The 22,789-nt window shown below is 60.2% G+C and carries 18 protein-coding genes; 11 read left to right on the plus strand and 7 right to left on the minus strand.

Going from position 1 to position 22,789, the window contains the following annotated elements; all coding sequences use genetic code 11:
• The first annotated feature begins 221 nt into the window (after positions 1-221).
• Positions 222-1,559: an aminotransferase class III-fold pyridoxal phosphate-dependent enzyme gene (locus G359_RS05370; RefSeq protein ID WP_052699194.1), complete on the plus strand. Its 1,338-nt coding sequence runs from the start codon at positions 222-224 to the stop codon at positions 1,557-1,559.
• Positions 1,560-1,592: 33 nt separating this feature from the next.
• Entirely contained in the window at positions 1,593-3,071 is a 1,479-nt protein-coding gene (locus G359_RS05375) for an aldehyde dehydrogenase family protein (RefSeq protein WP_045835294.1), read from the plus strand.
• Between the two features lie 9 nt (positions 3,072-3,080).
• Here the strand turns inward: G359_RS05375 and G359_RS05380 are convergent, their stop codons facing one another.
• The 5 genes from G359_RS05380 to G359_RS05400 form a co-directional block, all read right to left on the minus strand.
• Positions 3,081-3,842, minus strand: a complete 762-nt coding sequence (locus tag G359_RS05380) for an ABC transporter permease (protein WP_045835295.1) — start codon at positions 3,840-3,842, stop codon at positions 3,081-3,083.
• The gene (locus G359_RS05385; RefSeq protein ID WP_045835296.1) at positions 3,839-4,765 is read right to left on the minus strand and encodes an ABC transporter ATP-binding protein; all 927 of its coding nucleotides are present in this window, start codon (positions 4,763-4,765) and stop codon (positions 3,839-3,841) included. Before G359_RS05385 ends, G359_RS05380 begins: the two co-directional genes overlap by 4 nt.
• A gap of 62 nt (positions 4,766-4,827) precedes the next feature.
• A complete protein-coding gene (locus tag G359_RS05390; protein ID WP_045837681.1) occupies positions 4,828-5,577 on the minus strand; it encodes an SDR family NAD(P)-dependent oxidoreductase in 750 nt (249 codons plus the stop codon).
• Positions 5,578-5,630: 53 nt separating this feature from the next.
• A complete protein-coding gene (locus G359_RS05395) occupies positions 5,631-8,846 on the minus strand; it encodes an efflux RND transporter permease subunit (protein WP_045835297.1) in 3,216 nt (1,071 codons plus the stop codon).
• Between the two features lie 33 nt (positions 8,847-8,879).
• The gene (locus G359_RS05400; protein ID WP_245279936.1) at positions 8,880-10,049 is read right to left on the minus strand and encodes an efflux RND transporter periplasmic adaptor subunit; all 1,170 of its coding nucleotides are present in this window, start codon (positions 10,047-10,049) and stop codon (positions 8,880-8,882) included.
• A 509-nt stretch (positions 10,050-10,558) separates the two neighbouring features.
• On the opposite strand from G359_RS05400, the gene G359_RS05405 reads away from it, so the two are divergent.
• The 9 genes from G359_RS05405 (at position 10,559) to G359_RS05445 (ending at position 20,544) form a co-directional block, all read left to right on the plus strand.
• A complete protein-coding gene (locus G359_RS05405) occupies positions 10,559-11,176 on the plus strand; it encodes a TetR/AcrR family transcriptional regulator (RefSeq protein ID WP_045835299.1) in 618 nt (205 codons plus the stop codon).
• Between the two features lie 130 nt (positions 11,177-11,306).
• Positions 11,307-12,623 (plus strand): PQQ-dependent sugar dehydrogenase, encoded by a 1,317-nt coding sequence (locus tag G359_RS05410; protein ID WP_052699195.1) that lies wholly within the window; start codon positions 11,307-11,309, stop codon positions 12,621-12,623.
• 33 nt (positions 12,624-12,656) lie between these two features.
• Positions 12,657-13,658, plus strand: a complete 1,002-nt coding sequence (gene hpnA / locus G359_RS05415; RefSeq protein WP_045835300.1) for a hopanoid-associated sugar epimerase — start codon at positions 12,657-12,659, stop codon at positions 13,656-13,658.
• Positions 13,655-14,812 (plus strand): glycosyltransferase, encoded by a 1,158-nt coding sequence (locus tag G359_RS05420; protein WP_045835301.1) that lies wholly within the window; start codon positions 13,655-13,657, stop codon positions 14,810-14,812. Before hpnA ends, G359_RS05420 begins: the two co-directional genes overlap by 4 nt.
• Positions 14,809-15,699 (plus strand): squalene synthase HpnC, encoded by an 891-nt coding sequence (hpnC, locus tag G359_RS05425; protein WP_045835302.1) that lies wholly within the window; start codon positions 14,809-14,811, stop codon positions 15,697-15,699. The genes G359_RS05420 and hpnC overlap by 4 nt, the downstream gene beginning before the upstream one ends.
• Entirely contained in the window at positions 15,689-16,531 is an 843-nt protein-coding gene (hpnD, locus tag G359_RS05430; protein WP_045835303.1) for a presqualene diphosphate synthase HpnD, read from the plus strand. The genes hpnC and hpnD overlap by 11 nt, the downstream gene beginning before the upstream one ends.
• Positions 16,532-17,785, plus strand: a complete 1,254-nt coding sequence (hpnE, locus tag G359_RS05435) for a hydroxysqualene dehydroxylase HpnE (RefSeq protein ID WP_045835304.1) — start codon at positions 16,532-16,534, stop codon at positions 17,783-17,785.
• Positions 17,786-17,815: 30 nt separating this feature from the next.
• Positions 17,816-19,816 carry a squalene--hopene cyclase gene (shc, locus tag G359_RS05440; RefSeq protein WP_045835305.1) on the plus strand — a complete coding sequence of 667 codons (2,001 nt, stop codon included), beginning with the start codon at positions 17,816-17,818 and terminating at the stop codon, positions 19,814-19,816.
• Between the two features lie 47 nt (positions 19,817-19,863).
• Positions 19,864-20,544 (plus strand): phosphorylase family protein, encoded by a 681-nt coding sequence (locus G359_RS05445; RefSeq protein ID WP_045835306.1) that lies wholly within the window; start codon positions 19,864-19,866, stop codon positions 20,542-20,544.
• Here the strand turns inward: G359_RS05445 and hpnH are convergent.
• Together hpnH and ispH are read right to left on the minus strand one after the other, a co-directional pair.
• Positions 20,488-21,636 (minus strand): adenosyl-hopene transferase HpnH, encoded by a 1,149-nt coding sequence (hpnH, locus tag G359_RS05450; protein WP_045835307.1) that lies wholly within the window; start codon positions 21,634-21,636, stop codon positions 20,488-20,490. The two genes, G359_RS05445 and hpnH, sit on opposite strands and share 57 nt — an antisense overlap.
• 46 nt (positions 21,637-21,682) lie before the next feature.
• Entirely contained in the window at positions 21,683-22,612 is a 930-nt protein-coding gene (ispH, locus tag G359_RS05455; protein WP_045835308.1) for a 4-hydroxy-3-methylbut-2-enyl diphosphate reductase, read from the minus strand.
• Between the last annotated feature and the right edge of the window lie 177 nt (positions 22,613-22,789).

The following is a 22,789-nucleotide window of genomic DNA, read 5'->3' on the forward strand; positions in this document are numbered from 1 at the left end:
ATCAAGTGACGATAGCCTGAGCCCTGTCAGGGGATTTGACCAGAGCCGCCTCGAAGTTGACGTGTCTCCGGGCTCAAGACCACGACCGGCCGTGCCGCTCAAGCGCAAACTGAACAGACTGAGCCGCGAAGGGTCAAGCCGTTGTCGGCCGCGTACCCTATATTAAACGAAATCGATGCGAATACGCAGCGCAGGATCAAGGAGCTTGCCCAAGGGGCGTTATGGAAGCTACGCGAAAAATTCTCGACCTCAACGCCTTCGACATGAACGCGGCCGACACGCTCGCGCCCGAGGTGACAGAGCTCGTCAAGCGCCGGAAACAGACATTCGGCCCGACCTCGATGCTGTTTTACCAACGCCCATTGAATCTCGTCAGGGGCGAGGGGGTCTGGCTCTACGACGCCGACGGCACCCGCTATCTCGACGCCTATAACAACGTGCCGTCCGTCGGGCATTGCCACCCGCGCGTCGTCGAAGCCGTATCGCGCCAGCTCGGCACACTGAACACGCACACGCGCTATCTCTACGACAACATTTACACTTACGCCGAACGGCTGCTCGGCTCCATGCCAGAGCCCGTCTCGAACATCGTCTTCACCTGCACTGGCAGTGAAAGCGGCGATCTCGCCCTGCGCATTGCCCGCGCAGTCACCGGCGGCACCGGTTTCATCGTCACCGATAATGCCTATCACGGCAACACCACCTCGATGACGGAGATATCGCCGTCATCCGCCAGCGCCGAGCCGAGACCGCCCTATGTGTTCCTCGTGCCGGCGCCGGACACATATCGCTACGGCAGCGATGCCATCGGATCGAAATTTGCCGCGGACGTTCGCGCGGCCATTGCGGCAATGGAGAAAGCGGGCATTCGCCTCGCCGCGTTCATGGCCGATAGCATCTTTTCGAGCGATGGCGTTTTTCCGGGCGAGCCGGGCTTCCTGGCCGAAGCAGTCGCGGCGGTTCGTGACGGTGGAGGCGTCTACATCGCCGACGAAGTGCAGCCCGGCTTCGGCCGTACGGGCGAGAAGATGTGGGGCTTCCAGCGCCACGGACTGGTGCCCGATATGGTCGTGATGGGTAAGCCGATGGGCAACGGGTTCCCGATGGGCGGCGTCGCGGTCAAACCCGCCATGCTCGAGTCGTTCGGCTCGAGGTCCGGTTACTTCAACACATTCGGCGGCAATCCAGTCGCGGCCGCTGCGGGATTGGCTGTCTTGGATGTCCTAAAAGACGAAGGCCTGCAGGAGAATAGCTTTGAGACCGGCGCCTATCTGCGCTCGGAGCTACGCATCGCCGGAGCCGACGGCGACCGCATCGGCGATGTCCGAGGCTCCGGACTTTATATCGGCGTCGAGGTCGTCACTGATAAGGCATCAGCCAAGCCCGACCGCGCGCTTGCCGAGAAAATCGTCAATGGCATGCGTGCGCGCAATGTCCTTATCGGAACGGCCGGGGGGCACGGCAACGTCTTGAAGATTCGCCCGCCGCTCTGCTTTACTCGCGAGCACGCCGACATCTTCATCGAGGCGTTCAAAGGCGCGTTGGCCGAGGCATCTTAAAACCGCTATCGAACGCATTCAGCTGGAGCCGAGATGGAATCGAAGCTTTTCATCGACGGAAAGTGGTGCGACGCGCTGGGCGGGGGCACCCTCGATGTCGTCAACCCGGCGAACGAGCGGATCTTCCATTGCTGCGCCGCTGGAACTGCAGCGGACGTCGACGCGGCGGTCGCCGCCGCGAAGGCGGCAATGGCAGGTCCATGGTCGCGCACGACCGGCCGGGATCGGGCAGTATTCCTTCGCGCGATCGGCGCGGCGATTGAAGAGCAAAAGCAGGCGCTCGCCGAAATCGAGGTGAAGGATAACGGCAAGCCGCTGCCCGAAGCCCTTTGGGATATCGGCGACGCCGCGTATTGTTTCAATCTCTATGCGACCTATGCCGAAGAATTGGACGGACGCCAGGGCGAGATCATCGCGGTGCCCGACGCGCGCTTTCAATCGCGCGTCAAATACATGCCCTCAGGCGTCGCCGGTCTCATCGTGCCGTGGAATTACCCGCTGTTGATGGCCACGTGGAAGGTCGCGCCAGCCATCGCAGCAGGCTGCGCGGTCGTTCTGAAGCCGTCGGAATATACGCCGCTTACCGCACTCGAACTCGCACGCATCGCCGCCGAAGCCGGTCTGCCGAACGGCGTGTTGAATGTCGTGACGGGATATGGCGCGGACGCGGGCGCTCGTCTCGCATCGCATCCCGATGTCCGCAAGCTCGCCTTCACAGGCTCAGTGCCGACGGGCATCGCGGTCGCATCCGCCGCCGCACGCGACGTCAAAAGCATCAGCCTCGAACTCGGCGGCAAATCGCCGATCGTGATCTTCGACGATGCCGACATCGAGCAGGCCGTCGAATGGGTGATGTTCGGGATTTTCTGGAACCAGGGGCAGGTCTGCTCTGCCACATCGCGGATGATCGTTGAGAAGGGCATCGCGCCGAAGCTCATCGACCGGCTATCGGCGGAAGCCAAGAAGATCAAGATCGGCGACGGCATGGCAGCCGGTACACTCCTCGGACCGCTTGTCAGCAAAACGCAATATGAAAAGGTGCTGGGCTTCATCGACGCCGGAAAGAACGAGGCGACGCTTGTGACCGGCGGCGGTCGCCCCTCGCATCTCAACGAAGGCTATTTCCTGGAGCCGACAATCTTTGCCGATGTGACGCCGTCAGCGCGCATTTGGCGCGAAGAAATCTTTGGTCCCGTCCTCGCGGTGACGACGTTCGATACGGAGGCCGAGGCCGTGGCGTTGGCGAACGACAGCGAATTCGGTCTCGCCGCGGCGGTTATGTCCGGCGATCTGAAGCGCGCAGAACGTGTCGCCGATGCATTTGAAGCGGGCGTCGTCTGGATCAATTGCTCGCAGCCGAACTTCCTCGAACCCCCGTGGGGCGGCGTTAAGAAAAGCGGCGTCGGGCGTGAACTCGGAACGTGGGGCCTGAACAACTTCCTCGAGCCGAAGCAGATCACCGCCTACACAACCCAGGAGCCATGGGGCTGGTATTTGAAGGGCGCCGAATGAGAGCGGCCGTCAGGCTTTGAGGCGGTAGCCCGTCCTGAAGATCCACCAGGCGATGGCCATACAGACCGCAAGGAACACGAACGTCATCAGCAGGCTCACGCCGACATTGACGTCGGAGATCTCAAAGAAGCTCCAGCGAAATCCGCTGATCAAATAGACGACAGGATTGAAGAGCGTCACGGTTTGCCAAAACGGCGGTAACATCTTCACCGAATAGAAAGTACCGCCGAGAAACGTCAGGGGCGTGATGACGAGAAGCGGGATGATCTGAAGCTTCTCGAACCCGTCAGCCCAGATCCCGATGATAAATCCGAGCATGCTGAAAGTTAGCGCTGTAAGCAGCAAGAATAGGATCATCCAAAAGGGATGCGCGATGCGAAGCGGCACGAAGAGGCTTGCCGTGACCAGGACGAGCAGCCCGAGGATGACTGATTTCGTCGCCGCGGCGCCAACATATCCGAGAACGATCTCGAATGCGGAGACCGGAGCTGAGAGATGCTCGTAAATGGTCCCGGTAAAGCGTGGGAAGTAAATGCCGAACGAGGCGTTGAGCGTGCTCTGCGTCAAGAGCAGCATCATCACGAGGCCGGGAACGATGAACGCCCCGTAGTCGACACCATCGACCTGCGAAATGCGCGAACCGATCGCTGAGCCGAAGACGATAAAATAAAGACACGTCGAGAGCACAGGCGAAACGATGCTCTGCATCAAGGTGCGTCCCCAGCGGGACATCTCGAAACCGTAGATTGCGCGGACAGCCTCGATGTTCATCGCTTTTGCCTTACGAGATCGACGAAAATGTCTTCGAGCGAGCTTTGTATCGTCGCGAGATCCTTGAATGACACCCCGGCCGCGCGCATGTCGTTCAAAAGCGCGGTGATGCCGGTGCGTTCAGCTCGGGTGTCATAGGTGTAGGTCAGTTCGTTGCCATCGGCGCCGAGATGCAAATTGTAGGCGCTGAGGCCGGCGGGTACTTCTGTTAGCGGCGATGACAATTGAAGCACGAGCTGCTTTTTGCCGAGCTTGCGCATCAGCTCGTTCTTTTCTTCAACGAGAATGATCTCGCCCTTGGCGATGACGCCGACACGGTCGGCCATCTCTTCCGCTTCTTCGATATAATGCGTCGTCAAAATGATCGTCACGCCTTCCGCGCGCAGATCCCGGACGACGCCCCACATCTCGCGGCGAAGCTCGACATCGACGCCCGCCGTCGGCTCGTCGAGGAACAGAATGCGCGGCTCGTGCGCGAGCGCCTTGGCGATAAGCAGACGCCGCTTCATTCCGCCCGAAAGCGTCATGATGCGGCTGTCCTTCTTGTCCCACAAAGAAAGCGCGCGCAGCACTTTCTCGACGTAAGCATAATTCCGCGGCTTGCCGAACAATCCCCGGCTGAAGTTCACCGTCGCCCACGGCGTTTCGAACATATCAGTCGATAGTTCCTGCGGCACCAGACCGATCATCGCGCGCACGGCGCGATAGTCGGCGGCGACGTCCATGCCGTCGACGCTGATTGTGCCGCTCGTGGGATTGACGATCCCGCAGATGGCACTGATCAGCGTCGTCTTGCCTGCGCCGTTAGGGCCGAGAAGGGCGAAGATCTCGCCCCTTTTGACTTCGAGATTGATATCTTTGAGCGCCGTAAATCCCGAAGCGTACGTCTTGGAAAGATGTTCGACACGGATAACTGGCTGCATCGATGGGCTCTCTGCAATGGCGTGCTTTAATCGAGCACGCATCGCAGCGTCACCCATGGTTGTCAACGGGACCCGCCCGAAACAGCCAGTCTTTCGCCGGTAACCCAGCCCGATTGATCAGACGCCAGGAACACCGCGACCTTGGCGATATCATCCGGCTGCCCGACGCGTCCAAGCGGCGTTTCAGCGACCACTGTATTCGCGAAATCGGAGCCCAAAATGCCCTGCGCGTGCACGCCTTCCGTTTCGACCAGACCCGGAGCAAGCGTGTTGACGCGAATTTTCTTCGGGCCCAGTTCCGCCGCTAGAACACGCGTAACCTCATCAACGGCGGCTTTCGTGCTCGCGTAGACGACGGATCCTGGTATCGAAGCTTGGCTGGCGACCGAGCTCACATTGATGATGCTGCCACCGTCGGGGCCAAAATACTTAGCCGCTTCCTGCGCAGCAAGAATGGTCCCAAGAACGTTTGTGTCGAACTGGCGGTGAAACTCCTCTTCCGTCACGCTCTCGAGCGGCTGGAATAAATAGACGCCGGCGTTGTTGACGAGGATGTCGACCGAGCCGAACGCCTTCTTCGTCTCAGCGAAGATGTTTTTGATGTCTTCACCATTGGCAACGCTGCCTTTGACGGAAATGGCTTTGCCGCCTTTGCTCTTGATATCGGCGACGACGCGATCGGCACCTTCTTTGCTCGAGGCGTAGTTCACGGTGACGGCTGCGCCGGCTTCCGCGAGAGCCCTGGCGATTTCGGCGCCGATGCCTTTTGAGGCGCCGGTGACGACTGCGACTTTGCCTTTGAGATCGGTCATTGGCTTTTTCTCCATGAGGTTGGGGGAGGGGGGAGCGTTAAGTTTCGGCCGCGTTATTCCGCGGGCGTTGGTGACAAGTGGCCATGCGATCCAGGGGCGCCAGCGACTGGTGCAACAACCTCACCGGTATGCTTCAAAGGTTTGTTGCCGCTGAGCTTGCGCAGGATCACGTAGAACACCGGCGTCAGGAAGATGCCGAAGAACGTGACGCCGATCATTCCCGAGAAAACGGCAATGCCCATTGCACGCCGCATCTCGGCACCGGCTCCAATCGAGGTCACGAGCGGGACGACGCCCATGATGAACGCCATCGACGTCATCAGGATCGGACGAAGACGCAAGCGGCTCGCTTCGATCGCCGCCTGCACGGGATTTCGCCCGGCGAGTTCAAGCTCGCGCGCAAACTCCACGATTAGAATGGCGTTTTTCGCCGAGAGCCCGACGAGAACGATCAAACCGATCTGCGTGAAGACGTTGTTGTCGCCGTGCGAGAGATAGACGCCCGTGATTGCGGCGAGCAGTCCCATGGGCACGATCATGATGATCGACAGCGGCAAAACGAGACTTTCGTACTGTGCCGCGAGCACCAGGAAGACGAGGAGGATCGACAGCGGGAAAACCCAGACGCCGGAATTGCCGGCAAGGATTTCCTGATACGTCAGCTCCGTCCATTCAAAGCCGATGCCCTTCGGCAAGACTTGCGCTGCGATACGTTCGACCGCTGCCTTCGCTTGACCCGATGAGTAGCCCGGCGCCGCGCCGCCGTTGACGTCGGCAGTGAGGAAGCCGTTGTAGCGCATCGCACGTTCCGGACCCGCAACCTGCTTCACGTTGAGAAGCGCCGAAAGCTGGATCATCGCGCCCGTGTTTGAGCGAACTTTCAACAGACCGATGTCCTCAGGCCGCGCGCGATACTTCGCATCGGCCTGAACGCGAACCGAATACGTGCGGCCGAATTTGTTGAAGTCGTTGACGTAGAGCGATCCAAGATAGATTTGCATCGTCTCGAACACGTCCGTCACCGCGACGCCAAGCTGCCGCGCCTTCGTCCGGTCGATTGCAGCATAGAGCTGCGGGACGTTCACCTGATAAGAGGTAAAAACACCGGCAAGCTCGGGCGCCTTGTAGAGCGCGCCTGTGAAAGCCTGCATCGCATCGCTCAAGGCGTCATAGCCAAGCCCGGCACGGTCCTCGACCTGCAGTTTGAAGCCGCCGATGGTTCCAAGCCCCTGAACGGGCGGCGGCGGAAACATCACGATGAACGCATCTTTGATGCCGGCATATTGCTGATTGAGCTTCATCGCGATTGCTGGGCCGCTGAGTTCCGGCGAGCGCCGCTCTTCAAACGACTTCAAACCGGCGAAAACAATTCCGGAGTTGGAGCTGTTGGTGAAGCCGTTGATCGACAAGCCCGGGAACTGCACCGCGTCCTGGACGCCCGGCGTTTTCAGCATGATATCGCCCATGCGCCGAATGACCTCTTCGGTTCGGTCGAGCGTGGCGCCGTCCGGAAGCTGCGCAAAACCGACGAGATATTGCTTGTCTTGGCCCGGCACGAATCCGCCAGGAACCGCTTTGAACATCGCGCCGGCAGCTCCGATCAGAAGCAGATAGATGAGAAACGCCGCTGCCTTGTGCGACAGGATGCGCTTGACACCGCCGCTGTAGGCATTCGATCCCTTGGTGAACGCCCGATTGAAGCCCCTGAAGAACCAGCCGAAAGCGAAGTCCATCGCCCGTGTCAGCCGATCCTTCGGCGCGTCATGGCCTTTGAGCAGAACGGCGGCAAGCGCGGGCGACAGCGTCAGCGAGTTGACGGCCGAGATCACCGTCGAAATCGCGATTGTGAGCGCGAACTGTTTGTAGAACTGACCGGTCAACCCGGTGATGAGCGCGAGCGGCACGAAGACCGCGACCAGCACGAGCGCGATCGCGATGATGGGACCCGAAACCTCGCGCATCGCTTGAATGGTCGCCTCGCGCGGAGCCAAGCCGTTTTCGATGTTGCGCTCGACGTTCTCGACGACGACGATCGCGTCATCGACCACGATGCCGATCGCGAGCACCAGCCCGAAGAGCGTCAGCGCGTTGATCGAGAATCCGAAAACATGCATCACCGCAAACGTGCCGATGATCGAAACGGGAACTGCGATCAGCGGAATGATCGACGCGCGCCACGTTTGAAGGAAGACGATGACGACGAGCACGACGAGCGCAACGGCTTCGAGCAGCGTGTGGATGACGGCTTCGATCGAAGCGCGCACGAACTGCGTCGGATCGTAGACGATGCTGTAATCGACGCCTTCTGGCATGTATTGCTTCAGCTCAGCCATCGTCGCGCGGACGTTGTCTGAGATTTCGATCGCGTTCGATCCGGGAGACTGGAAGATCGGAATCGCAACCGCCTGCTTGTTGTTGAGCAGAGAACGCAGCGAATAGTCGGCCGCGCCGAGTTCGATCCGCGCGACATCACGCAACCGCGTGACTTGATTGTTCGCACCAGCCTTGACGACGATGTCGCCAAATTCCTCTTCGCTCGCGAGACGGCCTTGCGCGTTGACGGAAAGCTGGAAATCGAGGTTCGGTAGCGACGGAGACGATCCGACGACGCCGACTGCGGCTTGGACGTTTTCGGCGCGAACCGCATTGACGATGTCGCTCGCCGAAAGCCCGAGTTCGGCCGCCTTCGCCGGATCAACCCAGACCCGCATCGAATAGTCGCCTGATCCGAAGATCTGGACGTCGCCGACGCCGTTAATGCGCGCAAGCCGGTCTTTGACGTTGATCACCGCATAATTGCGCAGGTACGTCATGTCATAGCGGTCGTTCGGCGACAGCAAATGCACGACCATCGTGAGGTCAGGTGAACTCTTGACGGTCGTGATGCCAAGCGCGCGGACGTCCTCGGGAAGGCGCGGCTCTGCCTGCGAGACGCGGTTCTGTACGAGCTGCTGCGCCTTGTCCGGATCTGTCCCGAGTCGGAAGGTAACGGTCAGCGTCATCAAACCGTCGGTCGTCGCCTGGCTGCTCATGTAGAGCATGCCCTCGACGCCGTTGATCTGCTCCTCGATGGGTGTCGCGACCGTCTCGGCGATGACTTTCGGATTGGCGCCCGGATAGTTTGCACGGACGACGACTTGCGGCGGCACGACTTCCGGATATTCCGAAATCGGCATCGCAGGCAAAGCCAACAGGCCACCAAGGAAGATCAGTGTTGAAAGCACGCCTGCGAAGATCGGGCGATCGATGAAGAACTTGGAGATATTCATGGCAGGCGCGCCCTATTGGCTTTGCTTCAATATCTATTGCTGTGCGGTGGCAGATGTTTTGTCTGCCGCCGCGTGTTCTTCCGACAACGGACGCCCATCCATCGCGACGGGTTCCGGCGCGACTTCGACGCCCGGCTTCACGTGCTGCAAGCCAGCGACGATGATGCGGTCACCGGCCGCAAGGCCGCTCGTGATGATCCGAAGATCGTCAGCCATCCCGCCGAGTTTCACTTCGCGATAGGCGGTCTTGTTATCGCTGCCGACAACCATGACGTACTTTTTGTCTTGATCGGTTCCGATGGCGCGCTCGGAGATCGCAATGATCGGTGCGCTGCGCGGTTTCGCCATCCGCACGCGGACGAACTGCCCGGCGATGAGCAGCCCGTCGGCATTTTCGAAAGTCGCGCGAAGCCGCACCGTGCCGCTCGCCACGTCGACCTTGTTGTCGATCAGCTGGAGCGAGCCGCGGCGCCACTTGCCTTCATTCGCTGCGGTCGACATCGACACTGGGATTTGTTCGATACGAGCCGTTGCGTTCGCTTCAGGCGAAAGCGTAGCCAGTGCGCGGGAAACGACGTTCTCATCCGCATTGAAGCTCGCGTAAATCGGATTGACCGATACGATCGTCGTCAGCACCGGCGCGTTGGAGCCGCCTTCGACAAGGTTGCCGACGGTGATTTCGTGCCGGCCGACGCGCCCCGATACCGGCGCTCGCACTTCTGTCCACGAAAGATTGAGCTTGGCGGTTTGAAGTGCAGCCTGCGCGCTCTTCAGGTTGGCGACCGCCGCGTCATAAGCGTTCGCGCGGGTATCAAGCTCTCGTTCCGAAAGCGCATTGCCGATGATCTGGCGCGCGCGTGCCACGTCCGCCTTCGTGAATACCACTTGCGCCTGCGCAGCTGCGACGAGGCCCTCCAAGCGTTCCACTTCGGCGGCGTAGGGGGCTGGATCGATCGTCACCAGCGAGTCGCCCGCCTTCACCAGCGCGCCTTCGCGGAAATGAATGGCAACGATCTGACCGGCAACACGAGGACGAAGGTCGACACGCTCGACCGCTTCGAGCCGGCCCGAGAATTCATCCCAGGTATCGACTTCGTGCGGCTCGACGGTCGCGACGGAAACCGGTATCGCCCCACGTTCCTGGGCTAGGGCAACGCCAGCGTGCCCCGTCACAAGAAGTGACGCGATGGCGGCCGTTGTCATTAGGCCCCTGAAAGACTGGGATGGTGCGCGAAGTCTCATGATCAATCCCTCGAATGTTCGCGCCTGACGCGCGTCGTTTCGCCAGAAGCGATCCGGCGGAGATGGCTGAGAGTGGAGTGAGAGCGGCGAGCGTGACGCGGACGGTTGCCGCTGTGCTCGTTGTTAGGAGAAGTTGTCGACGTTGAGCCCGGGAGGCCAGCGGTCGCGCAGGGCGTCGAACTGCCCCGTCTTTTCCACGGAATCTCCTTCGTCCCGAGATTGATATCCGCAGGCGGATACGACGAACGGGACACGGGGGGCATCGTCGTACATTTGACTGGAGGTACGTCCTGAGACCCAACCCGCAAATCCCCGGAGGATCGCAGTCGCGCTAGTGAAAGAGCTTTTCATCGTGCGCAGTTTCCCTATATATGTACCAAGCGGTACCGATATAGGGCGACGACGGAACGTGTCAACCACTATTTGTATCGATGAGTATGAAAATGTATAGGTGTAAAACGAATAAGACAATGACCGGGAGCGAAGCGGTGCAAAAAGGCCGCCCAAGGGAATTCGACAAGGAAGAGGTGCTGGATAAGGCCCTCCACGTGTTCTGGGAGCGCGGATACGAAGGAACGTCGCTTTCCGACCTGACGGAAGCGATGGGCATTAACCGTCCGAGCCTCTACGCGGCGTTTGGAAATAAGGAAGAGCTCTTCAAGCTCGCTCTCGATCGCTACGTCGAGAAGGGCCCGGGTTCCGTGCATCGCGATTCACTCGCGCAGCCGACTGCAAGATTGGTCGTGCAGAACCTTCTCACATCCCTCGCAACGTCTTTGACTGACCCGTCAAATCCCCCCGGTTGTCTCGCAGTCCAGGGCGCGCTGTCATGCGGTTCGGCCGCTGACTCAATCAAGCAGGAACTTTGCCGGCGCCGATCAACGGGCGAGCAAAATCTCTGCCAGCGTTTCGAGCGCGCGAAGGCTGAGGGCGACCTTGCGCAGGATGCCGATCCAGCGGGCCTTGCCCGCTACGTCATGACGGTTGCGCAAGGCATGGCAGTACAAGCAACGGGCGGAGCGTCGCGTGCCGATCTCCTGGCAGTTGTGGACATGGCAATGAAAGCGTGGTCGGCTTCCAAGGACTAGTCCACCAGACGGGCTTGTCCATGGTCCCGAGGTCTTGTAGCCCGCGTCGCAAGCGGCCCTAGAAACGCTTTGGGTGATCCTGCTTTCAACGCGCGATCGATTAGCTAAAATTCATCTGCGGAGTTCTTCAATGTCCCTCTGGCTCGGCGTCGGCATGAGAACAATCCGCGTGTCGATGGTGACGTCTATCCTGTGGTTTGCTTTCAGCGCCCTGACGCCGTTGTCGATGTCAGGTGCCGCCCTAGCGGCGGAGGAGCAATCTTGCAACGCGAACGCCGGCATCACCTTGCCGAAGGGCTTCTGCGCAACGATTTTTGCAGACCACGTCGGCGCCCCGCGTCATCTGGCCGTGGGCTCTGACGGAACTGTCTACGTCAACAATCGCCACCGCAAACCGACTCCTGGCGGCTCATTGCTCGCCTTGAAAGACAGCAAAGGCGACGGCCACGCCGATATCATCCAACGGTTCGGACCGGCTGACGGTGGCGGAACCGGCATCGCAATCTATAAGAATGGCCTCTTCGTAGACATCGGCGACAAAATCATTCGCTACGACCTCGCGCCCGGCGACATCGCGCCCAAGGGCAAGCCCGAAACGGTCGTGTCCGGCATCCCGCAAAACGGCGATCACAAATCCCGGCCGTTCTCGATCGATCCCAAAGGCAACCTTTTCCTCGACATGGGCTCGGCGACGAACTCCTGCCAGAAAGACAATCGGGCGGACGAATCGCCAGGCATCAATCCCTGCGTCGAACTCGAAACGAACGCCGGAATTTGGCGCTTCGACGCCAACAAAACGGGGCAGGTGTTTTCACCCGCCGGACGCTACGCGACCGGCCTTCGCAACGCCGAAGGCATTGACTTCGATGACGCTGGCCGGATCTTCGCGACCCAACACGGCCGCGATCAGCTCTACGAGAACTGGCCGAAGCTCTATTCCTCGCAGCAAGGTACGGATCAGCCGGCGGAAGTCCTGGTCGAGCTTCGTGAAGGCGGCGACTACGGTTGGCCGTACTGCTATTACGACGGCATTCAGCAGAAAAACGTTCTCGCGCCCGAGTACGGCGGCGACGGCGGCAAAGCCGTCGGACGCTGCGCCGATAAACTTCCTCCGGTCGCCGCGTATCCCGGTCATTGGGCGCCGAATGACCTCAAAATCTACAGAGGAAAGGCCTTTCCGGAGAAGTATCGCGGCGGAGCCTTTATCGCGTTTCATGGATCTTGGAATCGGTCCTCCGGTCCCCAGCAAGGCTACAATGTGGTGTTTCAGCCGCTTGCAGACGGCAAAGCCTCGGGCCCTTACTCCGTCTTCGCCGATGGTTTCAGGAACGGAGACGCAGCAGGAACTGAGCACCGTCCAACAGGGCTTGCGGTCGGACCCGACGGTGCGCTTTACGTCAGCGACGACGCGGCCGGCCGTATCTGGCGCATCGTCTTCAAAGGGTGACATGACTTTCGACGCGTTGGGGGCTCGAGAAAATTGGCGGCAAAAGATATCGCGTTTTTGACGGGCGCCTCGGGCTTCGTAGGCTCCGCCGTTGCGCGTCGCCTCATCGAGGAAGGATTTGCCGTCCGTGCGCTGGTTCGGCGGACCAGCAATCGCGCCAACCTCAAAGATGCCGGCCTCGAGATCGTTGAGGGCGATATTCGCGACGCAAACCTCGTCGCCAACGCGGTGCAGGGCGCGCGCTACGTTTTCCACGTTGCCGCCGACTACCGCCTTTGGGCGCCGGATCCGGAAGAGATCGTCGCAACCAATACGGAAGGCACGCGTGCAGTTATGTCCGCCGCTCTGAAGGCGGGTGTCGAACGCGTCGTCTATACGTCGAGCGTCGCGACGCTGAGACTAAGGGGCGATGGTTCGCCTTCGAATGAGACCATGCCGCTCGATGCGGCGGATGCCATCGGCGCCTACAAGCGAAGCAAGGTACTCGCCGAACGTGTGGTCGAGCAGATGGTCGCGGAAGAAGGATTGCAGGCCGTCATCGTCAATCCTTCGACACCGATAGGTCCGCGCGATGTCCGCCCGACGCCGACCGGACGCATCGTGGTCGAGGCTGCATCGGGAAGAATGCCCGCCTACGTTGAGACGGGATTGAATCTCGTGCATGTCGATGACGTCGCGGATGGCCACGTTGCTGCCTTGAAGCACGGGCGAATTGGCGAACGTTATATTCTGGGGGGACAGGACATGACGCTCGGAGAAATGCTCGCCGAGATTGCGCGTCTCGCGGGTCGAAGGCCGCCGGCAATCAAGCTGCCGCGCCAGATCATCTATCCGATTGCCTACGGCGCTGAAGCGATGGCGCGTATCACGGGACGCGAACCCTTCGCTACCGTCGATGGTTTGCGCATGGCCAAATACAAAATGTTCTTTTCCTCCGCCAAAGCCGAGCGCGAGCTTTCATATCGCGCGCGTCCCGCCACGGAAGCATTGGCGGAAGCCTACCGCTGGTTTCGCGAAGCGGGGTATCTGAAGTGACCGCCATCGATCTGATTGCGGCATTCAGTCTTGCGGCCTGGGCCTACCTTCTGTTCTTCAACGGCGGGTTCTGGCTGACGACCGAGCGCGAGGAATCCGAGCGAGCGAAATCATCCGTGCCCGATGCGTGGCCGCGCGTGACGGCTGTCATTCCCGCGCGAAACGAAGCCGATATGCTGCCCTTGTCCCTCACGTCTCTGGCGGCTCAGGATTATCCTGGCGAGTTCTCGATCGTTCTCGTCGATGATCAAAGCACCGACGGCACGGCCGATATCGCGCGAGCCATTGCCGCGAATGGCACCCGAAAAATTACCATCATCAACGGCGCGCCTCTTCCCTCTGCGTGGACGGGCAAGGTGTGGGCGATGCATCAGGGCATAGCCGCCGCCTCGTCATCGAATCCCGACTATTTGCTCCTGACGGATGCCGATATCGGATACGCGCCTGAAACCCTCCGCTCGCTCGTCATGGGATCGCGCGCCAACGGCCGCGCCATGACCTCGGTGATGGCCAAACTCAAATGCCAAAGCTTCGCTGAGCGAGCATTGGTGCCAGCGTTCATTTTTTTCTTTCAGATGCTTTATCCATTTCGATGGGTAAACCGGAAGACCGCCGCAACTGCAGCCGCTGCGGGCGGTTGCATGTTGGTTGCTCGCAGCGCGCTGGAGCGTGCCGGCGGCATCGCCGCCATCCGAGGTGCGCTCATTGACGATTGTGCTCTCGGAAAACTGTTGAAAAGAGAGGGCCCGATTTGGCTCGGACTTTCCAACAACGTGACCAGTTTGCGGGAGTATCCCGCATTCGAGGACATTCGCCGGATGGTTGCGCGGTCGGCCTACGCCCAACTGCGATATTCGCCCTTGCTGCTACTCGGAACAGTTGGCGGTATGGGCGCTATTTACTTGGTGCCGCTCGTTTTTGCCGTTTTCGCCGGTTACCCGGCGAATGTGCTCGCGGGCGCAGCATATCTATTAATGATAATCGCGTTTCAGCCGACGTTGCGCTTTTACAACCGTTCGCCACTTTGGGGCCTCGCGCTACCAGTTATCGCGATGACCTATGTGGGTTTCACGTTAGATTCGGCGTATCAGCATAGACGCGGTCGCGGGGGTCTCTGGAAGGGCCGGGTACAGGCCGAAGTAGGAAAGCAATGACGGTCGACGGCAAGTACAAATCCGGCAAGTCGGAGCGTGACGAGAATTTTCCTGTCGCGTCGCGCATCATTGCCTCGCGTCACCGCGCGCCGATCCTCGCGTTCTATCGCTTTGCCCGTGCCGCCGATGATGCCGCCGATCATCCGACACTCGATGCGCAATCGAAGCTTTCGATCCTCGACGCTCTCGAAGAGACGCTGCTCGGCCGGTCCGATGCCGCAGCGGATGCACTCGCGCTCCGCGATCAGGTGCGGCTGAGAAATCTGAACCCGCAACACGCCCTCGACCTTCTCAAGGCCTTTCGTCAGGACGTTACGAAGAACCGGTACAACACGTGGGACGAGCTGCTCGATTACTGCCGCTATTCGGCGATGCCGGTCGGCCGGTTCGTGCTCGACGTTCACGGCGAGCCGACGTCGACGTGGAAGCATTCGGATGCATTGTGCACGGCCTTGCAGATCATCAATCACCTTCAGGACTGCGCGAAGGACTATCGCAACATTGATCGGGTCTACGTCCCGCTCGACGAACTTGCATCGCATGGAGCGAGCGTTCGCGATCTGGCCGGGTCCAAAGCCTCACCGGCATTGCGCGCCTGTTTGCAAACGCTGGCTGCGAGAACGGAAAGCCTCATGCCCGAGTCGGCGCTACTGCCGTCCAGCGTCGCCGATACGCGCCTTGCCGTTGAAACGTCTGTGATCGTCGGACTAGCACGCAAGCTGATCGGGCTGCTGAAAACGCGCGATCCGCTTTCCGAGACCGTACACCTTTCAAAACCCTACGCAGCGGTGATTGCTGCGCGCGCAGCGGCCGCCACTCTTGCGGGGCGGACATTCACACGCGCTGCGTTTACGAAGTCGTCAAGGATGATGCCGCATGAGCGCTGAAATCAACACTCTGGTTGCTGAAGAAACGCCCGCCGCGGCAAGCAGCTCGTTTTATGCTGCCATGCGGGTTCTTCCGCGTGAGCAGCGCGAGGCGATGTATCACGTCTATGCATTTTGCAGGGCCGTGGACGACGTTGCCGATAACAGCGGCCCGAGGGATCTCCGCCTTGCCGACCTCGTCCAATATCGCGACGACATCGAAGAACTCTACGCAACCGGCCGCCGGACACCGCGAACGCGCGACCTCGCGGGTCCGATCGCGCAATACGGCCTGCTGAAGGAGGATTTCATCGCCGTCATCGATGGCATGGAGATGGATATCGTCCGCGATCTTCGCGCGCCCGAATGGAAAGTCCTCGATCTCTATTGCGATCGTGCCGCCTCGGCGGTCGGAAGATTGTCCGTTCGAATTTTCGGCATGGAAGAAGCGCCAGGAATTGAGCTTTCGCACAACCTAGGACGCGCGCTGCAGCTGACGAACATTCTGCGCGATATCGATGAAGACGCGAGCATGGGCCGTCTCTATCTCCCGAAAGAGGCATTGCGCGAGAGTGGTCTTGCAGAACTTTCAATCGCCGAAATTCTCGCTGATCCGCGGCTTGATGGCGTCTGCCGCGGCATCGCCGAGAAGGCGCGGAAATACTACGACGTGTCGGAAGCCATCATGGCGCGCAGCTCACGCCGGTCGGTCAGATCGCCGCGAATGATGGCAACCGTCTATCGGGGTATCCTCGAGAAACTGATTGCACGGGGATGGCGAGCGCCGCGCGTTGATGTGCGCCGCTCCAAGCGCACCGTCCTCTGGGCGGTTCTGCGTGACGGCATTTTTTAGATGAGCGACGGCACTGTTCACATCGTCGGGGCCGGTCTCGCCGGTCTTTCGGCGGCGGTCACGCTTGTCAGCCGCGGGCGCAAGGTCGTCATCCACGAGTTGGCGCGCCATGCCGGCGGACGCTGCCGCTCATATTTCGAGTCTGCGCTCGGACTGACGATCGACAACGGCAACCATTTGCTGCTGTCAGGAAATGACAGCGCGCTTCGCTACCTGAATACGATCGGCGGCAGGCATCTGCTCGACGACCCGGAGCACTCGGAATTTGCTTTTTGCGATTTCGCATCCGGCGAGCGCTGGACGCTGAGACCGAACGACGGGCCGCTGCCGTGGTGGATCTTCTCGGAGAGCCGCCGCGTGCCGAACACGCGCGCGATTGATTACCTTCGGCTCGGAAGTCTTCTCCAAGCGAAAAGTAGCGATACGATCACGCAGCGGGTTGATTCCGGGTCGCCGGTCTTCACGCGCCTCCTGCACCCGGTGTTGCTCGCGGCGCTGAACTGCGATCCCTCCGAAGGCTCCGCAAAACTCGCCGGCGCAGTCATTCGCGAAACACTCGCGCGCGGTGGAAAAGCCTGCCGCCCTTTGTTCGCGGCTAACGGATTGGGACCGGCGCTCGTCGATCCCGCGCTTTCGTTTCTCGGCAAACGCGGCGCGGAATTGCGATTCGACCATTCATTGAGATCGATCGAATTTGGCGCCGGTCGCGTCCGCGCGTTGCAATTCGCTGAAGGCGCCGTTGAACTCAAGGATGCCGATGATGTCGTTCTGGCAGTGCCCGCGTGGGTCGCCCGGACTCTGATTCCAGATATCGTCGTGCCGACTGAATACCGGTCGATCTGCAACGCGCACTTTGCCATCACGCCGCCCGCGAACCTCCCGAAGATCATGGGCATCGTCAACGCGACGACGGAATGGTTGTTCGCATTCGAAAACCGTTTGTCGGTTACCGTCAGTTCTGCAGATCGCTTCAATGAGGCAGAGAGAGAACCGCTCGCACGCCAGATCTGGACTGAGGTTGCGAAAATCGCCCGCCTCGACGCAGAGCTTCCGCGTTGGCAGATCGTCAAAGAGCGGCGCGCGACTTTTGCCGCCACACCCGGACAGAATGCCCTGCGGCCGAAAGCGCGCACACGCTGGAAAAACCTGATTCTCGCAGGCGATTGGACTGATACCGGACTTCCGGCCACGATTGAGGGCGCGATAAGGTCAGGTGAGGGGGCCGCGAAACTGGCGATGTCGGCGCACTTCTGATAGGACGCTCGAACTTCTGGGAGAGCATCTATGAATTTCGACTCTGCAGCGCAGTCCGCTCGGCTGGCGTCCGCCACCGCGACGCGCGAGATCTCAACGCCTGACATCGAAAACGCGATAAACAAAGCGAAGAACGCGCTTCTGTCACTACAGCGGGACGACGGTCATTTCGTGTTCGAGCTCGAGGCGGATGCGACGATCCCGGCAGAATATGTTCTGATGCGCCATTATCTGGCCGAGCCGGTGGACGCAGCCCTCGAAGCCAAGATCGCCAACTATCTCCGCCGGATTCAGTCGGAAGACGGCGGCTGGCCGCTCTTTCATGATGGTGAGTCGAATATCAGCGCGAGCGTGAAGGCATACTTCGCGCTGAAGATGATCGGCGTCGGCACCGAAGAGCCTTACATGAAGAAGGCGCGCGGCTGGATCCTGTCGCAAGGCGGCGCGTCCCACAGCAACGTGTTTACGCGCAACCTGCTGGCGCTTTTTGGCGCCGTGCCTTGGACAGGCGTCCCAGTGATGCCCGTCGAGATCATGGTGTTGCCGCGATGGTTTCCGTTCCATCTCGACAAGATTTCTTACTGGGCGCGCACAGTGGTGGTGCCGCTCACCGTGCTCAACGCCTTGAAGCCCAGGGCGCGGAATCCGAAAGGCGTCGGCATTCCCGAACTATTCACGATCCCGCCGGAGGACGTCAAAGTCTGGCCGAAGGGTCCGCATCAGAAATCCCCGTGGTCGGAAATTTTTGGCGCGATCGATCGGGTGCTCCGTGCCACTCAGCCGTTCTTTCCGAAGTCGATACGCAAGCGCTCGATCGACAAGGCCGTTGCGTTCGTCGATGAGCGATTGAATGGCGAAGACGGCTTGGGCGCGATCTTCCCCGCGATGGTCAACGCGCTGCTGGTCTACGACGCACTCGGCTATCCGCACGACCATCCGAATTACGTGACCGCTCGGGGATCGATCGAGAAGCTGCTGATCGTCAAGGATGACGAAGCTTACTGTCAGCCTTGCCTATCGCCGGTTTGGGACACCGCGCTTTCCACTCATGCGCTCTTGGAAGTGGGCGACACCCAAGCCGAAGCAAGCGCTGAGCGTGCGCTCCAATGGCTGAAGCCGCTGCAGGTGCTCAATACCGTCGGCGACTGGGCCGCGAGCCGGCCAGGCATTCGTCCTGGCGGCTGGGCATTCCAATATGCAAATCCCCATTATCCCGATACCGACGACACCGCCGTCGTTGTGATGGCGATGGACCGCTCTTTGGGACGCGCTCCGCAAGCCGACAATTCCTATCGTGAAGCGATTGAACGCGGCCGCGAGTGGATCGTTGGCATGCAAAGCAAAAATGGCGGCTGGGGTGCTTTCGACGCCGACAACACGTACGAATACCTCAATCAGATTCCATTTTCCGATCATGGGGCTCTGCTCGATCCGCCGACGGCCGACGTCTCCGCGCGCTGCGTCTCAATGCTGGCACAACTCGGTGAGCGCCACGGACAGAGCTATGTGCTCGACACTGCGGTGAGCTACCTCGAACGGACCCAGGAAAAGGACGGCAGCTGGTATGGCCGTTGGGGGATGAATTACATTTACGGCACATGGTCGGTGCTGTGCGCTCTGAACGCCGCCGGCGTCGACCCGAAGTCGAGCGTCGTCCGCAAGGCGGTCGGCTGGCTTCTGTCGATCCAGAATGCCGACGGTGGGTGGGGCGAGGCCGGGGATAGCTACAAGCTCGACTACAAGGCCTACGAAACGGCCCCGAGCACGGCATCGCAAACGGCATGGGCGCTGATGGGATTGATGGCAGCCGGCGAGGTCGATCATCCCGCTGTTCGGAAAGGCATCGCTTATCTAGCGACGTCCCAAGCCTCTGACGGCTTCTGGAACGAAAAGCATTTCACGGCGACGGGCTTTCCGCGCGTCTTTTATCTCCGCTACCATGGTTATTCGAAATTCTTTCCGATGTGGGCTTTGGCCCGCTATCGCAACCTCAAGGCCTCGAATTCAAGATCAGTGACAGTTGGGATGTGAGCGGATAGTCTGGGGTCGGGGACTAATCTGAGGGATGATGTGAGGGAATGAAGGGGGGAATACTCGCCGCAACGGGGCTGCGAGCGGAAGCTCGGGTCGCGCAACGATCCGGGCGCGTGAAGGCGCTTGCCTGCGGTGGCAACGAGAAACGCCTCGTCTCCCTGATCGAGGAAACCATCCTGGGCGGTGGCATCCGCGGCATCATCAGCTTCGGCATCGCGGGAGGCCTGAGGCCGGGTTTGCCGTCGGGAACGATCGTCGTGGGTACCTCCGTCATCGCCAACGGCACGACTTACGTTGCCGACGAACGCTGGAGCGACAGCCTGTTCGAGTCGCTACCGAAAGCAGAGACAGGCGCAATCGCAGCATCGAATGCGGTCGTTTCACGCCCCGCCGAAAAGCAAGATCTCTATATGACGACCGGCGCGTTCGCAGCCGATATGGAAAGCCACGTCGTTGCGCATTTGGCCAAACAATACGGATTGCCGTTTGCCGTGCTGCGCGTAATTGCTGATCCGGCAAGTCAAAGGGTTCCTCCGGCAGCCATCAACGGCCTTAAGCCGGACGGAACGCCGAACATTCCCGGCGTTCTCAAATCGTTGATGTCTCAGCCGGGTCAGCTCCCGGATCTGTTGCGGGCCGCCGCCGCGACCCGCCGAGCGATGCAGCGATTATTCGGCTGCCACCGGTTTCTGGGCCCGGGCCTCGGCTTCGCTGATCTCCGCTAGCTTGTTCTCGACGTGCCGCGAGAATACGAACTCAGCCGGACGCTGCTTATCGAGCGCAATTTCGGGCGCCATCGGACCATCCGTCTTCACGCCTCTCAGCGCGACGGCGGCGATCTTCCAGGGCTTCTTCACCGCGTCCATGACGGCCGTCGCTTCAAAGCCTGAGTGCACCATGCAGTCCGCGCACTTCTCGTAATTGCCGGTGCCGTACTTGTCCCAGTCGGTGCCTTCCATCAGCTCCTTGAAGGTCTTCGCGTAGCCTTCGCCGAGCAGGTAGCAGGGCCGCTGCCAGCCGAACACCGTGCGCGTGGGGTTGCCCCATGGCGTGCACTGATAGGTCTGGTTGCCGGCAAGGAAATCGAGGAACAAGCCCGACTGGAAGAACGGCCACGCACGACCGCCCTTTCCGAGCTTGAAGATATCGCGGAAGAGCTGCTTCGTCTTTGTGCGATTGAGGAAGTGCTGCTGATCGGGCGCGCGCTCATAGGCGTAGCCGGGTGAAATGGTGACCCCGCCGATGTCGAGCTTTTTCATCTCATCGAGGAACTTCGCGACCTGCTCGGCCTTTGCGTCGCTGAACAGCGTCGTATTGATGTTGACGCGGAAGCCCTTCGCCTTTGCGACTTTGATCGCCTCGATCGCGCGATCGTACACGCCCTTCTGGCAAACCGACCTGTCGTGCATCTCCTTGTCGCCGTCGAGATGAATCGACCAGTTGAAATTCTTGTGCGGCTTGTAGAGATGGATCTTCTTCTCGAGCAGCAGCGCGTTGGTGCAGACGGTGACGAACTTGCCCTTCTTGAGCGCGCCTTCGACGATCTCCGGCAGCTCCTTGTGAAGCAGCGGTTCGCCGCCAGCCAGCACGACGACCGGCGCTCCGCATTCATCCATCGAATGCAGCGCGTCAGCGACCGAGATGCGCTGATTGAGGATCTTATCGGGATAGTCGATCTTTCCGCAGCCCGCACACGCGAGGTTGCAGCGGAAGAGCGGCTCGAGCATCAGCACGAGCGGATAGCGTTTGCGGCCCCTGAGGTGCTGTCCGATGACGTAGGCACCTACCGACAAAGCTTGGTTTAATGGAATTCCCACCCGATAGGGCTCCTTCTAGCGGCGCTCGAACCAGTATTATCACCGATCATGATGCTTCGAGCAATTCAGGCGGTAGGCGGAAAGTAATTTTCTCCTCGACGCCATCGAGTATTTCGATCTCGATCGGCGAGATCCGTCCGATGGTGGCAAGGACATCTTCGACAAGAACATCAGGCGCCGAAGCACCTGCTGTTACGCCAACTACATTCATTCCGGCAAGCCATGCCGGATCAACCTCGCTGCCGTCTGCGACGAGATAGCTTGGTATGCCGCATTCGGCGCCGATCTCGCGCAACCTGTTCGAGTTCGAGCTATTACTGGCGCCCACCACCAAAAGCACTTCGGCGGATTGGCAGAGGTCACGAACAGCCGTTTGCCGATTTTGCGTAGCATAACAGATGTCGCGCGTTTCCGGTCCAATGACGTCGGTGAACCGGCTTTTCACGGCCTCGATGGTCGACCGGGTGTCGTCCACGCTCAACGTCGTCTGCGTGATGTAGGCAACCGGCGTTTCATCCGGAAGATCGAGGTTGGCGACATCCTCACGGTTCTCGACAAGGTAAACGGGTCCCGAGATGCGTCCGAGCGTGCCTTCAATCTCAGGATGTCCGGCATGCCCGATCAGGATCACGGTACGTCCGAGCGACGAATAGCGCTGGCCCTGCTTATGGACCTTTGAAACGAGGGGACATGTCGCGTCGACGACCCTGAGGCGGCGCGATTTCGCATCGTCCTCGATGCCGTGCGATACCCCGTGAGCGCTGAAAATCGTGACCGCGCCGTCCGGGATTTCCGCGAGATCCTCGACGAAATGCGCGCCCTTAGCCTTCAGATCCTCGACGACATGGCGGTTGTGAACGATCTCGTGGCGCACGTAGACAGGTCCGTCCCGCCGCGCGAGCGAACGCTCGACGATATCGATCGCCCGAACTACGCCTGCGCAAAAACCCCGGGGCTGCGCCAAAATCACTTTCATGCAGAAACCCCCGTTCTGCCGGCGCGCAATTGCTTTGCGCCGTGGAAGACTTAGTACGGCAATGCAGTCCGATTGATGACGTTCAACGCGCCGTGCCCCACTCGTCCCCGACATTTACGCATTATCGAGATTGATCGGCAGCCGGGGCAACGTCGCGGCTTTCATGCTGTTGACGTG

Source organism: Hyphomicrobium sp. 99 (assembly GCF_000384335.2).
In the GTDB taxonomy this organism is placed as follows: domain Bacteria; phylum Pseudomonadota; class Alphaproteobacteria; order Rhizobiales; family Hyphomicrobiaceae; genus Hyphomicrobium_B.

Coding starts and splice junctions, on each gene's coding strand:
- G359_RS05370 (WP_052699194.1), top strand. CDS start 222: ATGGAAGCTACGCGAAAAATTCTCGACCTCAACGCCTTCGACATGAAC.
- G359_RS05375 (WP_045835294.1), top strand. CDS start 1,593: ATGGAATCGAAGCTTTTCATCGACGGAAAGTGGTGCGACGCGCTGGGC.
- G359_RS05380 (WP_045835295.1), bottom strand. CDS start 3,842: ATGAACATCGAGGCTGTCCGCGCAATCTACGGTTTCGAGATGTCCCGC.
- G359_RS05385 (WP_045835296.1), bottom strand. CDS start 4,765: ATGCAGCCAGTTATCCGTGTCGAACATCTTTCCAAGACGTACGCTTCG.
- G359_RS05390 (WP_045837681.1), bottom strand. CDS start 5,577: ATGACCGATCTCAAAGGCAAAGTCGCAGTCGTCACCGGCGCCTCAAAA.
- G359_RS05395 (WP_045835297.1), bottom strand. CDS start 8,846: ATGAATATCTCCAAGTTCTTCATCGATCGCCCGATCTTCGCAGGCGTG.
- G359_RS05400 (WP_245279936.1), bottom strand. CDS start 10,049: ATGACAACGGCCGCCATCGCGTCACTTCTTGTGACGGGGCACGCTGGC.
- G359_RS05405 (WP_045835299.1), top strand. CDS start 10,559: ATGACCGGGAGCGAAGCGGTGCAAAAAGGCCGCCCAAGGGAATTCGAC.
- G359_RS05410 (WP_052699195.1), top strand. CDS start 11,307: ATGTCCCTCTGGCTCGGCGTCGGCATGAGAACAATCCGCGTGTCGATG.
- hpnC (WP_045835302.1), top strand. CDS start 14,809: ATGACGGTCGACGGCAAGTACAAATCCGGCAAGTCGGAGCGTGACGAG.
- hpnD (WP_045835303.1), top strand. CDS start 15,689: ATGAGCGCTGAAATCAACACTCTGGTTGCTGAAGAAACGCCCGCCGCG.
- hpnE (WP_045835304.1), top strand. CDS start 16,532: ATGAGCGACGGCACTGTTCACATCGTCGGGGCCGGTCTCGCCGGTCTT.
- shc (WP_045835305.1), top strand. CDS start 17,816: ATGAATTTCGACTCTGCAGCGCAGTCCGCTCGGCTGGCGTCCGCCACC.
- G359_RS05445 (WP_045835306.1), top strand. CDS start 19,864: ATGAAGGGGGGAATACTCGCCGCAACGGGGCTGCGAGCGGAAGCTCGG.
- ispH (WP_045835308.1), bottom strand. CDS start 22,612: ATGAAAGTGATTTTGGCGCAGCCCCGGGGTTTTTGCGCAGGCGTAGTT.